Annotated in this window: 8 protein-coding genes; 3 read left to right on the top strand and 5 right to left on the bottom strand. The window is 54.6% G+C overall.

Annotated elements, in window-relative coordinates; all coding sequences use genetic code 11:
• Positions 1-56: 56 nt before the first annotated feature.
• A complete protein-coding gene (locus tag AYM40_RS21050) occupies positions 57-308 on the bottom strand; it encodes a hypothetical protein (RefSeq protein WP_082855205.1) in 252 nt (83 codons plus the stop codon).
• A gap of 166 nt (positions 309-474) precedes the next feature.
• Positions 475-1,287 (bottom strand): H-NS family nucleoid-associated regulatory protein, encoded by an 813-nt coding sequence (locus AYM40_RS21045; protein ID WP_063498239.1) that lies wholly within the window; start codon positions 1,285-1,287, stop codon positions 475-477.
• A 289-nt stretch (positions 1,288-1,576) separates the two neighbouring features.
• On the opposite strand from AYM40_RS21045, the gene AYM40_RS21040 reads away from it, so the two are divergent.
• Positions 1,577-3,940 (top strand): AAA family ATPase, encoded by a 2,364-nt coding sequence (locus AYM40_RS21040; RefSeq protein ID WP_063498238.1) that lies wholly within the window; start codon positions 1,577-1,579, stop codon positions 3,938-3,940.
• Between the two features lie 230 nt (positions 3,941-4,170).
• Here the strand turns inward: AYM40_RS21040 and AYM40_RS21035 are convergent, their stop codons facing one another.
• The 3 genes from AYM40_RS21035 to AYM40_RS21020 form a co-directional block, all read right to left on the bottom strand.
• Positions 4,171-8,112 carry a CHAT domain-containing protein gene (locus tag AYM40_RS21035; protein ID WP_158515298.1) on the bottom strand — a complete coding sequence of 1,314 codons (3,942 nt, stop codon included), beginning with the start codon at positions 8,110-8,112 and terminating at the stop codon, positions 4,171-4,173.
• A 93-nt stretch (positions 8,113-8,205) separates the two neighbouring features.
• Positions 8,206-9,330: a CHASE2 domain-containing protein gene (locus tag AYM40_RS21030; protein WP_063498236.1), complete on the bottom strand. Its 1,125-nt coding sequence runs from the start codon at positions 9,328-9,330 to the stop codon at positions 8,206-8,208.
• An 818-nt stretch (positions 9,331-10,148) separates the two neighbouring features.
• On the bottom strand, positions 10,149-11,159 hold the full coding sequence (locus tag AYM40_RS21020) for a hypothetical protein (RefSeq protein ID WP_148662266.1): 1,011 nt from the start codon (positions 11,157-11,159) through the stop codon (positions 10,149-10,151).
• A gap of 942 nt (positions 11,160-12,101) precedes the next feature.
• Between AYM40_RS21020 and AYM40_RS21015 the strand changes: the two genes are divergently transcribed.
• Together AYM40_RS21015 and AYM40_RS21010 are read left to right on the top strand one after the other, a co-directional pair.
• Complete coding sequence (locus tag AYM40_RS21015) at positions 12,102-13,859, top strand: S8/S53 family peptidase (RefSeq protein ID WP_063498233.1); 1,758 nt, start codon at positions 12,102-12,104, stop codon at positions 13,857-13,859.
• Between the two features lie 709 nt (positions 13,860-14,568).
• Positions 14,569-15,255, top strand: a complete 687-nt coding sequence (locus AYM40_RS21010) for an N-acetylmuramoyl-L-alanine amidase (RefSeq protein WP_063498232.1) — start codon at positions 14,569-14,571, stop codon at positions 15,253-15,255.
• Positions 15,256-15,397: the final 142 nt, after the last annotated feature.

Raw genomic sequence — 15,397 nt, 5'->3', positions numbered from 1 at the left:
TTTGGACGATCATCCAGTTACTGGAAAAGACGAGGCGCTCGAACGGTCGGGTTCTACTAGCGCACCCGATCTTTGCGCTGAACAGTTCTCGTAGTTTTGAACGGAGCCTTGACATCAGTATGCACCGTTATCTTAACTGATGCGATCGTCTCCCCGCTTGCGTCAATGACGTCGTACTCGTCGATATCTTCGTTTTGCATGAATCCCGCGACGCGTGAGCGATGATTGACGAGTTTCTCACCATTATTCAGTTTGAATTCTTCTTCAACAAACATTCCGACCTCCGCAGCAGAAAAATTCAGCCGCATAAATTTTCCACGAACCGTTCAACCGTATGGCTGACAGACTTGAACGCCTCGCACCTAACTATGGAACTGCCTCGCAGAGAGATCAAAGATGAAAGCCAGCTCCTGTGACCCGTGCAGTGCAGACGCCATAGTTGCACTGGGATCGCGGTATTGCACGACCATCAACTTACGCTGCTAGCTGCTCGGCCGGCGACTCGGCCACGACATCAGAGCCAGCGTCCACTGCAGGCGCCCTAGCTCCAGCGCTTTTCCGGTCGCTGGCCTTTTTGGCCGCAACCCTCTTGACTCTGGAGGTAGCCTCCATCTTCGTAGTCGACACCTCTTTAATGACAGCTTTCTTTGCCGTAGCTAATTTCTTCCTTGCAACCTTCTTCGCTCCGACGGCGCCTTTTTGGATCGCCGTTGGAGCGACCTCTTCCTTCGACACAATTCCTTTGACATCGACAACCGGATCGATCAGAAACTTCGTGCGATCCTTTGCAGCAGCCAACCAAGACGGCGCGCGTCCGCGTCCGCTCCAGGTGGCGCCCGTCTTTCGGTCGACGTACATCGCTGGCTGCGTACCCTTAGGCTGTCCGGTGCGTACAACGCCATTTGCAACGACCGTCGATTTCTCATCTGTTGCAGAGACTGCTTCAACCCTAACATCGGCAAGGAACTTGGTACGGTCCCTGGCGCTCGCGATCCAGGCGGGCGCGCGTCCACGGCCGGTCCAGGTCGCACCGGTTTTCCGGTCGAGATACTTCGGCACATCAGCAGCTTTCGCGCCCTTGGTTTTAACAGCAGCCTTGCGATCAACCGAAGTCTTCGCTTCACGGCGAGCCTTCACATTTGTTTCGATGTCTGCGATCGTGAGACCGTGCTTCAACATCAACTCACGAATCTGGTCGACTACCGACTGTGCCTTCTTGGCGATCAACGCATCAGCCTGCGCCTGCAGCTTTTTCAATCGATTCTGAATTTGTTCTAGCGTTGCCATATTGAACTCCGCGTGGTTAAGAGAATGATCGCACTATGCCACGCACATATCGCTTAGCGTTAGTCTTTTGAGAACGATAGACGCTGTCGCGTAGCCATGTACAGAACAAATAGCGGCGGCAGATGCTTAAAAATTCAATCCAGTTTCGGTTCGGAGAATGCTGACACGAAATCCGCTAGACTGCTCGGAGCGAGTTGGAGTGAATCGGCCAGCCCGCCATGAGGATTCCCGCACCATTTATCACTTGCACGACGTGGTCGCAACGACATCCCGAAGGTTGAAAAACACAATGAGAATCACACGCATACGGAAGGCAAAGAACTATCGGATCTTCCGCGACTTCGCCTGGCCCGCGACGAGTCTGCCAGACTTTAGCCGATTTAACATGATTTATGGATGGAACGGCACAGGTAAGACTTCGATCTCGAACATCTTCAGGCATTTGCAGACCAGGACTTCGCTCACCGACGGCGATGTCGAAATCCAAATCGACCAGACGCGTGTGGCTGGCGCGGATTTTGCCAAAGCGGCAATGCCGCCGGTACGCGTGTTCAATCGCGACACAGTCGACCGGAACGTATTCGAAGTCGGAGGGCAACAGTTTCCCCCGGTGTTCTACTTGGGAGAAGATAGTGTCGAGAAGCAAAAGCTCATCGAGGAGTTAAAAAAGCAGCAGGCAGTTCACGTCGAAAAGGAATCCCGCTTCAATCGCGCGAAAGCCGAGGCTGGTGCAGCCATGGAGTCATTTTCCGCCGAAGAGTCGAAGGGGATCAAGAACCTGTTGACTGTCTCAGGCGGCGGAATCTACAACAACTACAATGCTGCGAATTTCAAGACAGCCATCAAGAAGCTCGCCGACTCGGCGCCGTCCCCCCAGCCTTTGACGGACAAGCAGAGGAAGCAATATCTCGCTACCAAGGAAGGAAAGGCGATGGACAAGGTGTCCGATCCTTCGATTCGCTTCCCGGATTTTGCCGATCTGACAACACGTTCCCAGACGATGCTTGAGCGCTCGCTCGTTTCTGCGACAATTGCTGAACTCGTCGAAAACCCCGCCGTTTCCCGGTGGGTCAATTCCGGGTTGTACCTCCACACCGAACTTCAGCAGTCAGGCACTTGCCTGTTCTGCGACCAGCCGTTTCCACCAGCGCGGATCGCGCAGCTTGAAGCACACTTCAACGATGAATTCAAGCGATTCCAGTCAGACCTCGACAGTTTGATTATCGAGGTCGAAGCGGCCTGTGAGTTCAGAGATCGGTTGCAGGTCCCGCCGAAAGAGGCACTCTACTCCGAGCTTCGCGACGAATATCAAACCGCAAGGGACTCCTTAAGCCAGAGCGCATCCACTTTGCGACTCTCGCTTGAAGTCTTGTTGCGCGGGTTAAAAGCGAAACGCGAGGATCCTTTTAAGCGTCTCGAGCTTTCCCGCTTCATGACAGGCGATGGTAGCGCCGACTACCCTGTCGGGAAAGTCGAGAAATTCTTCCAGGCTGCGATGGCCGGCGTCGCTGTTTTCAGCGCAGTGATTGGCAAGACCTCTTTCGACAAGCTCGCGGAGATTATTCAGCGCCATAACTCGCATACAGACACCTTCGACGCCAAGATGAAGGAGGCTCGCGCCGCACTGGCGCAGAACGAACTGGTCCGGGCACTCCCAGGCTGGCGGGAGAAGTCCACGCAGGTTGAGGATGCAGGAGAAAAAGCGACGAAGGAGCGTGAAAGTGCGGACAAGCTCACTAAGGAGATAGCTCAGCTGGAGCGCGAGATCCGGCAACATAGGCGGCCGGCAGATGAACTCAACGTGGAAGTCGCGTCATATCTTGGGCGCGACGAGTTACGTTTCCACGTCGAACAGAACGGGTATCGGATTACCAGAGGTGGCCAGCCAGCAGCCCATCTGAGCGACGGCGAACGCACTGCAATCGCCTTCCTCCATTTCCTAAAATCGCTCAAGGGGGCTGATTTTGATCTCACCAATGGCGTTGTCGTTATCGACGACCCTGTTTCGAGCCTAGACGCCAATTCTCTCTTCAGCGCGTTTGGTTTCATGAAGGAACGCACCCACACGGCCGGCCAGCTGTTCGTGCTGACGCACAACTTCACCTTCTTCCGCCAGGTTCGCAACTGGTACTACAACCTCGAGGGGCAAAACAAAAAGGAAACCGAGGCCCGGCCGCGTCCAGCACGATTTTACATGCTAACCAGTGAGTTCATCGATGGGCAACGAACCGCACGGCTGTCCGAACTCGACCCGTTTCTTCACAAATATGAGTCCGAATATCACTACCTCTTTAAACGGGTACACGAGGAGGCAAATAAGGCTTCAACTCTGAGCATCGAGGCTTACTACGCGATGCCCAACATCGCGCGACGGCTGCTCGAGTCGTTTCTCGCGTTCCGGGTACCGGACAAGGTCGGTGAGCTGTATCAAAAGCTGCAGGGCATTGAATACGATCCCAATAAAAAAACAAGAATCCTGCGATTCCTGCACACCTACTCGCACTTCGACCAGGTTGCCCAGCCGGAGCATGACCTGTCGCTCCTGGCGGAGACCCCCGCCGTCTTGAGTGAAGTGCTAGATTTCATACATTATTGCGATCCGGGTCACTTCACTAGCATGGCCGCGCTGGCGACTCAGCAGACTGACGAGTAGCGCAATTTGCTCTGAAGGCAGCGTCTCAACGACATCAGCGGCGACTGTGTTAGCGGGCAACCGAGCGAAGATGTGCGGCACCTCGCCGTCGTTCGGTTCGAACTAGACTGACAGTTCAAACAGTGTCCTAAGTTTGTTGATATGGCGGAACGTACGTAACCAGTGGTTTTTCGCTCCACGGAAAATCTGCTTGTTAATGTCAGAGTTCGGTGAAAGTCAACGACCCGCCTTTACAGCGGCTCGTCCTTCAGATTTCTCCAGTCACCAAGCGGGACGAAACCGGCCCAGTAGTACGGGTGCCGTAGTTCAGGATGTGTCAGCATATCCAACTGAACCTGCCTCAGTGCATCGCCACGGCCCGCTCCCGCTAGCAGACGCTTGTAAAACGCCACCATCAAATCTCGAGTCGCCTTGTCGTCAACCTGCCATAAGCTCACCAGCTGACTTTCCGCTCCAGCCAAGACGAGGGAGCGACGCAGGCCATACACTCCGTCGCCGCTCCTCACTTGCCCTAGCCCGGTTTCACACGCTGAAAGAACGACGAGCTTGGTACCCGAGAGATCCAGGCCCGTAGCCTCAAGTCCCGTCAGAATCCCGTCCTGCCCTTCACCACCATTTCGGGAGTTCGCTCCAGCGAAGACCAAACCTGAACGCAATAGAGGATTTTCTACTAGCGATTCTCTGGACTTCTTCACATCCGGTCCGATTGACGGCGGCACAGGCGGTTGATCAGGCAAGAAGAACCCATGGGTCGCAATGTGCAAAATCTCCGGACCGGCAACCTTCTCAAGGGCAGTTACAGTGGCGTATTGCCCCTCAAGAAGCTGCGCCTGTGGCATCAATGCTTTCACCGCTGCAGCTTCCTGTGCGGTTCCCGGCAGCGGGTCCCAATGCATCCGGGGATAACCAGATCTTGCTGCAGAAGAGCTTCCAGTCGCGTGCACAGAAGCAACTGTTTTGATAACATCGAAAGTGAAGGCTGGGTTCGCGATGATCACCGGAGCGCTACGACTGGGCGCATCATTTTGCATCCGCAACAGGTCACGTCCGCTAGTAAGATACGTTATGGAATATTGCTCAACCAAATAATGGTTCCGCTCGTCGACGAGGGCTGCGAACGGAACCAGGTTCAGCGCGCCGTCCGGGGCAATTAGTAGCTGCGTGGCGTTTCCGAGCAGTGGTCTAACTGGAGACATCACGTTCTCGTCCAACGCCCGCGCCAAACGCTTCGTGTGCGTCTCGTCGAATTGCTCAGGGTTGGACAGCGCTTCTCCAAAATCGCCGATTTCCCGATCAATTGCCTTCGCGTCGCCAAGGTCAGCCGATCGGATATCGCCATTTTTCGTCAGCACGTAAGCTGCGTAGCGTCGTGCGCCCCATCTTTCGCTACGTGCAGCCTTGGGATCAAATGGAAAATAAGCAACAAATTCGATCAGTGCGGCATTGGCAGGTATAACCTTGCGGACCCGATCTACCGTCACTTGTTGCACCAGCGCGGCTAAGCTGGAACTACGTGCGGCTATCTTTTGCTCAAGATCGTCGGCCTTCGCACTGATGCTCGATATTTCTGAACGATAATACGAGGTGTCACTTGAGTCCGGCCCCTTTGCCGTCAGCTTAGCCAGCTCGCTACGCTGGGCCGCCAGCTCGTCCAGCAAAGCCGCGTCGGCGGGCGAGAGATGCCGGCGTACAACAGCAATCTGATTGCTCGCAGCGTCGAGAGCGCGGCCCTTACGGCGCAGGATCGTGGTCAGCGCCAGTTCGGCCGCCTTGGGATCGCTAGGCGAACCGTGCAAGTGGAGGTCAACACTGACGTTTAAGCTGTTCGAGATTGTTCGCAAATACTCAAGCTTCTCTCGCTCTGATCCGACGGTAAGTTGGATAGCCAGGATATGTTCCTCGATGTCAGCCGAACGAGTTGCAAGTCCTATCGCCCCCCGGACATCATTAAGCGACCAATGAAGCAGCGCAAGATTCTGCAGGGTTAGCGCCACGCTTTCATCCTCAGAACCCAGGACTTTCTCGCGAATTGCCAAGGCCCTCTGGTACAGCGGCACGGACGCCGCGTACAAGCCCAATTCTTGATCCAGCAGACCGAGTTTGTACAACGAGTTAGCTACTTCTGGATGCTCGGGGCCCAAGGATTTCTCGCGAATTTCCAGCGCCCGCTGAAGCAGGGGTTGCGCCTGAGCGTACTGCTCCTGAATCATGTATAGCGATGCAATATTGTCGAGCGATGCAGCAACAAGCGGATGCTCTGGGCCCAAGGTTTTTTCCTCGATCGCGAGGGCTCGCTGAAACATCTCCTTTGCCGGCGCGTCTTCGACTTGAACCATAGCCAGATTACTGAGCGCAGTGGCGACCTCTGGACTCTCTGGACCTGCCGTTGCCTCTTTGATCGCAAGAGCACGACGATACAGCGGCTCCGCCTCTGCAAACCGACCTTCATTTAGATAAAGACTTGCCAGATTGTTAAGCGAATTGGCGACGTCTGGATGATCGGGGCCCAAGACTTTCTCTCGAATCGCGAGAGCACGTTGAGACAAGGGCTCGGCCGTCGTGTACTGCCCCTCAATTGTGTAAAGCGTTGCAAGATTGTCGAGTGATGCAGCGACATCCGGATGCGCAGGAGTTGACAGTTTCTCCTGCATCGTTAGCGCGCGTTTGTACCACTGCTCCGCTTCCGGATATCGACCTTCGTCTACATAGAGTCCCGCAAGGTTGTTCATCGAGCGGGCGACCTCTGGATTCTCTGGCCCGATACTCCGCTCGTAAATCGCCAGAGCGCGTTGGTAAAGCGGCTCTGCAGCTGTGTATCTGCCTTCATGCTGATAGAGTCCGGCCAGACTGTTGAGCGATGTTGCTACACCGCCATTTACTTGCCCGGGAACTTTCTCTCGAATTGCGAGGGAGCGCTGCAGCAGCGGCTCTGCCTCGGCATACCGCCCCTGATCCATAGCAAGCTGCCCCAGCCTGTCCAGGACGTCGGCAACCTCCGGATGGTCAGGGCCGAAGTTACTTACATAAATTGTTAAGGCTCGCTTACAGAGAGGCTCTGCCTTTGCGTACCGTCCTTCGTCTTCATAGAGCGCTGCCAGATTGGTGAGCGCCGTAGCTAATTCTGGATGGTTAGGTCCGAGAGTCCTTTCATAAATCGCGACGGCCCTCGCGTACAACGGTTCGGCCTTCGCGTAAAGGCCGCGAGACTCATAGAGCGCCGCAAGGTTGCTCAGTGTTTGGGCGACATCCGTATGATCCGGACCAAGCGTCTTCTCTCGAATCGCAAGCGAACGCATGAGCAACTGCTCTGCCTCTTCATTGCGCCCCTCATACGTATAGATCAGCCCAAGATTGTTTAGCGCTTTGGCTAAGATAGGACTCTCAGGATCTTGCGTTGTCTGGAAGATCGCCAAGGAGCGCTCAAACAGTGGTTGCGCCTTAGCGTAATCGCCTTCCTCTTGGTAAAGGGATGCCAGATTGTTCAGAGCCGTTCCCACCAGCGGGTCAGTGAGGCTTAATGCCTTCTCGTAGGTCTCCAACGCGCGAACAAGCAACGGCTCCGCCTCTTTGTATCGCCCTTGTACGTTGTACAGTAACCCTAGATTTCCCAACGCTTTGCCTATATTTGGCAGATTTTTTTCCGTACCTGTTTCGTAGATTGAGAGTGCACGCTTGTACAACGGCTCCGCCTTCGCGTATTCACCTGTGGCCTGGTAAAGATTGGCGAGATTGTTAAGGGCGGTTGCGTAAGACGGGTTTTGAGGACTGGTAGTTTTCTCGTACGTTGCCAAGGCGTGCTGGTAAAGACGCTCGGCCTCGGAATATTGCCCGAGTTCATCGTAGAGGATTGCCAGACTGTTTTGGGCCGCTGCGACATTCGGGTTAAGGTCCCCGAGAACGCTCTCCCGAAGCGTCAGGATTTTCTGAGCGATAGGCAATGCTTCCTGAAACCGCCCCTCGCGGTACAGACTTTCCATTTGCTGATTGAGCTGGTTGGCCTCAACCAAACGAGGATCCTGGCTACCAGCCGTGCGGAACTGCCCGCTTGCGCCGGGCGCATAGGGTACCTGCTGCCCCCACTGTCCGTTCACCACGCCAGTCCAAGCCAGAGCGAAGACGGTCATAAGTGCGCGGGCGCCGGCCGGCAAGAAGACTCCGGCATGGTTTCGCATGTATAAGCGTGTCCTATCCATAAGAGAACTTAACCGCTTCGTCATAATGCGCTCCAGGCTAGAAGCACCAATGTTGGCAATCAGGTTGGTTCTTTACTTGTGGGGGGTGTCGGCCTCTTTGTCCCCCTCTCCTTCTGATGTCGGATCTTTCCGGGCGAAATACTTACGCATCATCTCATTGACTTTATGATTGAAATGGACCACACCCTCTTCCATGATCACTAATATGGTGAGGAGTGCACTATACGGCCATAGCTGGAATGATCCTGACAGATAGAACAAGGGGACAGCGTCCAGCACGAAGATGAGACTGATGGTCAAGGCTAGCCCGAACGACTTCCAGGAAAACAGCCAATTGAGTACAAGCACTTGCGAAATGGCCAGAAAAAATAGCTGAAGCCGGGTAACGCTTGCCTGCGAGCGATGGTTAATCTCGGTCTCGATAGCGTTCGCCAAAACGTCAACGCCATCCATCTCTCCGGCGTAAGGCGTTTTGTGTTTGTCGGCCGCGTCGTAGCGACCACCGAGCAAAACAATCTTTCCGTCTATTGACCCGTTCCAGCCAAACCCAGGAGCGATGACCTGTGACGCGGTATGCTCAGGGCGCGGCGGGAAGTCCGTGTAACGAACGTCCCTGACGACGAAGTCATCGTTAGGGGACGTCACGCTTCCCTTTGAAGACTCTTTCCATGACTGCTTGGCAATGGCCCACGCAAAGGTATCTTCAGCTCCTCTGGTTGTATTGACCCGCCGCTGATACCGACGGGTTGCCGAATCCTCCGAATCGTCAGGAAACACGGCGACGCCGGAAATCAGTGTTGCCGGGCTATCGCCAAGGACGTCGCCCGGGTCAATGCGGTCTTCGGACTTCGAGATTGATGCCCGTGCCCATACAACCTTATTCAGGTCGGGTAAATTATCCAACGACTGAAACTGCGGATCGGCGGTCTGGATGTCCACCCCGAGCGCAGCCGGATTTCCCTCGAGAATCTTCTCAATGAGTTTCCGTAATTTTTGATCATTGAGGGGACTCTGATCGTGAAAAATCTGCTTATAGTCGTCCTGCTCGATACTCACGATGGTCACTTGCCTCGACCCTACGGGCAAGGCATGGAAAAGTTGCGCCTGGAGATCGAACACAAAGTCTCTGACCTCCCAGACATTGTGCTGACCCAGTAACACAACGAAGGCATAGCAGACCACCAGATTGGCAGCCATCCCGCGCCATCCCCTCCTGGGCTTCAATTGCGTAGCCAATCGCTTGAAGTGGTAGCGCATCGCAACGACACCGGTCAGTGGTAGGTTAGGTTTTACTTATTACCCTGCTTCGCCAACAGATCGAGCATAGCGCGCAGGAGCGTTTTCTCCTCCGTCGGATCGATAGACGTCCGCGCTTCCAATTTACGCTGCGCATCGCGAAAGGCCGCACTGTCCGCCTTGAACGTCCTCGCGTCACAGATAAGTACCCAAGCGGTGGCAGCGCCGGCTAGCCGATACGTATCATCGTCTCGTCGTACCAACGATACTTCGTATAGTCCCGGCCTGAGTCCGTCGGATGAGCCCCAGGCAGGTGTTGATGGAGTCCTTGCGTAAGGAATCGGTCCGACGGGATCACCTTCGGCGCTCCGGTCGGATATCGCCAACGGTTGCCATCGGAGGTAATAAGTCGGGTCCGATACATTACCCAACACGGAACTTAAATCTATCTTTTCGTCCGTTATTCGAACGACTGTTTCATGCAACGCCAAGCCGCGTGAAATGTGATTGCTGTAGCGAGTTGGGTGAGCTCCGACCATCGCGCTCGCCTTTTCCAGGAGAAAGGTCAGCAAATCGGCATGCGGCGCGGAAGCGGGTTCTTTGGGGGGACTACCTTCCGCCCGTACTCGAGGCATAATCATCCCGGCCAAACATAGATAGCACGCCAGTAATCTGAACCTCGCAGCATATTGCGAAGAAAACATGGCGGCTCTCCGCGCTAGTCGTCCGCCTCAGCGTAGTTTGAATCCCTCCAACAATCAATCGTCCAAAAAAGAACTCTAACGTGCAAGGGTTCGCGCCGCAAAGACGGAAGCGCGGCGACCGAACATATGGCGTGTTGTCGCCGTTGTGACACATTCGAGGTCGCCGTGCTCAATTCGTCGATCTGCAAGCTCCGCTGCCGTTGCCTGATTGACCTGCGCTGCGGGCGAACCGACTATATAATCCAGAACGGATGCGTTGCTACGTGCCCAGACGGCAGCATCAATGAACAACGGTATCCGGCCCCCGGCAGTCAAACATAGCCCACATAGCTCGAGCAGGTAGGTCGTCTTTCCGATTCCACCCGAACCGAACAGAATTAGATTTCTGCCGTCATCGATGGCCGAAGCCAGCTCAGCAATCGTGATCCGTTGGGATTCACCGCCCGCATTCGACTTGTGCTCCTCTAGTGTCAACGGTGCAACGGACCGAGGCATCTTCCAACTTCGGCGGCCAGCTACTAGCAACCCCGTGGCAACCTTCCTCGCTTTGGCAATCACGTCCTCTGCAGACGGCGGCATCACCAGGCTTTCGATGCGATCCAGTTGGGCCGTATTCCGGTAACCCAAAGCAATTTGCAGCGCGCTTCGCCCTGCATCGGTAGCGTTCAGCTGCCCGTGTATGTAGGAAATAGTGACGTTAATCCAGCCTGTGGCGAGCTTTGAAGTCTCGCCCACCGCCTCCTGAAATTTATCTGCGAGCGAAGCGTAGGCGTTTGCCGCCACATCATCCCTGCCGCCGGCTTTCGCGACAAGAACGGAGACAAACAGGTCGAGATTGGCGAGCGAGGTAATCCAGCTTCTAAACGCTTCCGACCGAATCTGCGGTAAAGCCAAGGGGTCTGATGCGAGTCTTTCCAACTCCATCTTGACGAGGTACGGAAGACTGCCCTCGCCGGCAAGATCTCCACCATCCATCGACTTCCGGCTCACGCCAGCCCGGGTGAACCAGTCGACACCCCATTGCTTTACTTTTGGCCACGCCCAGCCGACCCCGGCCTTCACCCAAACTGGCAAATCGATTGGCATCCCCATACCTATTAGCTGAACGACCCGTTAGACCGCCGCCTGCTTTCAACATCCGGCCTCGCGAACCAGTAGGCGACATCTGTTTGTTGCGAGCAAAACGATTGAAGCACCGGTCAGGGACTGGGTCAAGGATGGTCCGAACTCGCCCATCGTCGTAGCGTTTCGCCGGTACTAGCCGGCCCCTTCAACAACTCTCATCGACATGGCCTTCATCCACTCGACTGCCAATACCTTGAAGCAACTCGGCTCAGACATTTAGAATCGGCTCACTTTAAGCGAATTTCTGAGCAGATTAATCAGCGCAGGATGCTCTCAAACAACCGTCGCAACACGCGGGAAGGTCCCATCCAACGACAATCTTCTGACGTTCTCGCTAGCTGACTATATTTACGTATTTCTAGCACGAAGCCTGCCGCCGTCATGATTCGTTGATCGTCATTAACGCCGCAAGCCGCGCAGTCACCCCGACAGCTGATCGTCGGCGCGCCTCTCTCCAATGGTTCATGAAAGTAAAGCTCACGCCATACACGTGCAGGGACCGGTGTTCGATAGTGCCTCTCAATTCTGACCGGACCACTGGAATCACATCTGACCTCCTCCGTCTTTCTGCTGAGATCACTCGGCATCGGAACCCACGATAAGCGGCATAGACCCTACTATCGATTTCCCTGGAACCGTATCATGTAGCTCGCAATTTCACAAAATCCGATTGACGACAGTGAAATGAATGAGTCATGCTTTGAAGGAAGACACGTTACGCCTCGTGCGTTTTTGACCTTATTTAGTCGTCCAATGCGAGTATCGACAGATATTCGCCATGCCATCCCGATTTCCGCTGCTTCTTTTACATAGGCGCATGCATATTAATGCGGCGTCCACAGTTGCTATTTTCAATCTGGGTTCCGCTTTATGCAGTCCATTGTTACTAAATGGAGACATCGGATGAACAAGCGTACCGTGGTGCTGCTCGTCACTATCAGCTTCTCTCCAGTATCTGGTTGGGCCCAAAATGCTGACACCGACTCCATCCGGCGGCATGAATTGCTCATTTTCGTGAAACAAAAGGGTCCTGCGATCGCCAGCGCTCAGGGACTTGATTCATTAGCGAGTACATACGACATAAAACCCCTGTCGCCAGCGTCGGAAGCCGAGATCTTAAGCAACGGCGAGCAAGGGAGATGGCTCATCGCCGTACCGAAATTGCCTCCCACTGCGGACACCAATCCTTGGGATGATGCATATACGGCCGCCGAGACTGCGCGGGGACCGGGAATTGCGTCAACATCATCCGGAGCGAATGACGTTTATATTGAGCCAAATGTCGAGAGTAAGGCACCAACCTCCGTGCAGGCAGTAGGTCCGTTGCCGCCTCCGTGGCCAAATGGCAACCGGTTCGCGTGGCACCTGGAAGACGCTTACTCAGGGCTTGCTACCGCCAGGACTCAAATAAAGAAGGGGGGGTGCATTCCAAGGATAACAATTCTGGACACCGGGATTTGGCCACAACACAGCAGCACGCCGCGTCAATTGCAAACCAAGCTTCAGCGTAATTTCTTTGACGGGGACAAGGTCGGAATCGACAACGCTACCGATCCTGGCACCTCCACCGCGTTGATCAAAAATCCTATGCATGGCACTGGAACGATTGGCATTCTTGCGGGTGGAAAGGTGCTTGCCTCTGAGAATTCCGATCATTTTCAAGGGGACCTTGGTGGGGCTCCAGACGCGCTCATTGTTCCCGTCAGAATCTCTGACTCGGTCGTGCACTTTTGGACGAAGGAGATGGCGCAGGGCATAGACTATGCGGCAACTCTACCAGGTGCCGGAACGGAGCAATTTTGCGACGTCGTATCAATCAGTATGGGCGGACTACCCTCGCGCAAATGGGCATCCGCAGTAAATAAGGCCTACTCGAAAGGGATCGTAATCGTTGCCGCAGCCGGCAACAATTTTTCCAACTTTCCGACTCACTTTACTGTCTATCCGAGCCGTTTTTCTAGGGTGGTCACCGTTTCAGGTGCAATGGCTGATTACACGCCCTACTTAAGTCCGCCGGGAGCCGATGGTTCCATGGAAGGAAATTACGGACCAGCCTCAGTGATGCAGAAAGCTGTTGCAGCTTATACGCCTAATATTCCGTGGGCCAAGTGGGGGACAGAGCATGAATATGACCTTGACGGAGCTGGTACGTCAGCAGCGACTCCTCAAGTCGCTGCGGCATTCGCACTTTGGCTTCAGTCCCACGCTGTTCAAGAACATATAGCTCCGGGTCCGACAAGAGTAGAGGCAAGCATGAAGGCAATTTTTGAATCTGCTGACGTCGCAAAGGCCGGTGCGAAAACGAGTCGCACCTACTTCGGCAATGGACTTCTCAGGGCCGACGTCGCAATGAAGCACTCCGCTAAGGGACCATTCAAAGTAGAAGAGCCGGCGCAGGTGAGTTTTCCGTTTTGGAGAATTTTGTTTGGGTTGAATGAGCACTCGAGTTTGTCTGCAATTGACCAGATGCGTGAACTTGAGGCCTTACAGGTATCGTTACAATCGCCCGAATTGGCGAAGTACACCGATGACCAGCCAGAGGTTTCGACCCTTGCGAATCAGCTTGACGCAAGGAGTACTTTCATCGCTGCTCTGAAAAAAGAGAACATATCAGTCGAGTTGAGAAAGTATCTCGATAGCCATCCGCTTAAAGGAGGTTAGCCCATCGACACTCTGCAAAACCTGGCGGCGCCTCATTCCCTCTTCGACTACACGGCTTCCACGTCTATATGTCGCGCTTTGCCTCCAAAAGGTCTGCCCCACCTCGCCGCCGCCAACGATGTGCGGTGGATATCCGAATTGAACAAGGGGGCGCATTGAACTCGGTCGCATCCTCCTCTCATTGTAGCCGTCTGATCGATCTCGTTCTCATTTGGATTGTGTCCTCGGCTTCCAGCAGGTCAGTAGATTGAAAATCGGACTGGTGGGCCCCGACGTTCGGATATTTCGTTATCAAACATCCACTGGTCGGCGTCAAATCACCATGGCCCAAGCCAGTGCTCGCAAGTCGAAATGTGTTTCATCGCAAATAGAGATCGCTTAAAAAATCGCAACGACGAGTTTTTGGTCATACATATTTGAGAAACTTACAACAACCAGGTGAGGAGCTCAGATGCCTAGCTTTGGACAACCGTACGCCGGCAGAGGTCTGAATCCGTTTAGAATGATTCGGTGTTTAGTTCCACCGATTCTAGCGACTGTCGCCGTGTCCACAGCCGGAGCAGCTACTACGGACTGTGCATTCGACTCCGCGACTCTTGAATTCTCGGGCACGCGACTCGAACAGGCGAAATGCCTTTTACAGCCTGCGGGTAACGACCGGCAAGCGCCGCGCAGAGGATCCTCGCTGCCGCCTCCCTTCGAGTCGCTGATGACTCGGAAATTTACGCTAAACACCGAGCGATTTCGTTCTTATTTACACGGCAAGGGAATAGGCGAAGACGAAGTCGGCGGCCAGCTCGACAAGCCTGTCTCCCATTCGTCAGCGAACGATCACCCCGAAGCGCGATACTTCGTCATTCACGACACAAGCATCAACGTATGCACACGTACTCAACAATTTTCTGAATCCGACTCCTCTTCCGCCACCTGGAATCGCAAGGAACGGTGGGAAGACAGCGGGGACGCTCATCTATTCATCACCCGTGACGGCAAGTCTATCCAGCCGCAAGGACGTGACTTTTCGACACCATGGAGAGCGACCAAACTAGAGAGTTTTGTTGGCGACCGCACTCGTGGCATCTTCCTGCATGTGGAGAACGTTCAATTACGGACGGTTGACTTGCGTCCTAGCGAGGGGCCACTGAACGCAAAGGGCAATTGTCGAAATGACCGGATTGCCCAGACGCCCGGGTTCACCGACGCGCAATATGATCGCCTCGCGTTGGCATACATCGACGCTAGTGTACGTGCAAAACGGTGGCTGGTTCCCGCATATCACGTTGCCATTGATCGCGGCATCCCCGACGGTCACGATGACCCACGCAACTTCGACCTCGCGCGGTGGGGAGGGGCTCTTTGTGACAAGCTCGCCGCATTGGGCGAAAAGTGTGATTAATCCGCTCCGGTAGCAGGTCCCCATTTTCGCTCCACCCAACCCAAAATCGGCTCCGGGAAAGCTTCACCAAGTCGGCAAGTCCTGACGTCGCAAGAAATCTGTTCATGGCGACATCCAGTACCTGTCAACTGCAGAGCCTTGT

This window comes from Paraburkholderia phytofirmans OLGA172, from assembly GCF_001634365.1.
Lineage (GTDB): Bacteria > Pseudomonadota > Gammaproteobacteria > Burkholderiales > Burkholderiaceae > Paraburkholderia.
The sequence above is the reverse complement of the archived record's forward strand: the minus strand, read 5'-3'. Positions and strand labels throughout refer to the sequence as shown.

Excerpts from the sequence above, each read along its gene's own strand:
- AYM40_RS21050 (WP_082855205.1), bottom strand. The coding sequence starts at position 308 with ATGCGGCTGAATTTTTCTGCTGCGGAGGTCGGAATGTTTGTTGAAGAA.
- AYM40_RS21045 (WP_063498239.1), bottom strand. The coding sequence starts at position 1,287 with ATGGCAACGCTAGAACAAATTCAGAATCGATTGAAAAAGCTGCAGGCG.
- AYM40_RS21040 (WP_063498238.1), top strand. The coding sequence starts at position 1,577 with ATGAGAATCACACGCATACGGAAGGCAAAGAACTATCGGATCTTCCGC.
- AYM40_RS21035 (WP_158515298.1), bottom strand. The coding sequence starts at position 8,112 with ATGCGAAACCATGCCGGAGTCTTCTTGCCGGCCGGCGCCCGCGCACTT.
- AYM40_RS21030 (WP_063498236.1), bottom strand. The coding sequence starts at position 9,330 with ATGGCTGCCAATCTGGTGGTCTGCTATGCCTTCGTTGTGTTACTGGGT.
- AYM40_RS21020 (WP_148662266.1), bottom strand. The coding sequence starts at position 11,159 with ATGCCAATCGATTTGCCAGTTTGGGTGAAGGCCGGGGTCGGCTGGGCG.
- AYM40_RS21015 (WP_063498233.1), top strand. The coding sequence starts at position 12,102 with ATGAACAAGCGTACCGTGGTGCTGCTCGTCACTATCAGCTTCTCTCCA.
- AYM40_RS21010 (WP_063498232.1), top strand. The coding sequence starts at position 14,569 with ATGACTCGGAAATTTACGCTAAACACCGAGCGATTTCGTTCTTATTTA.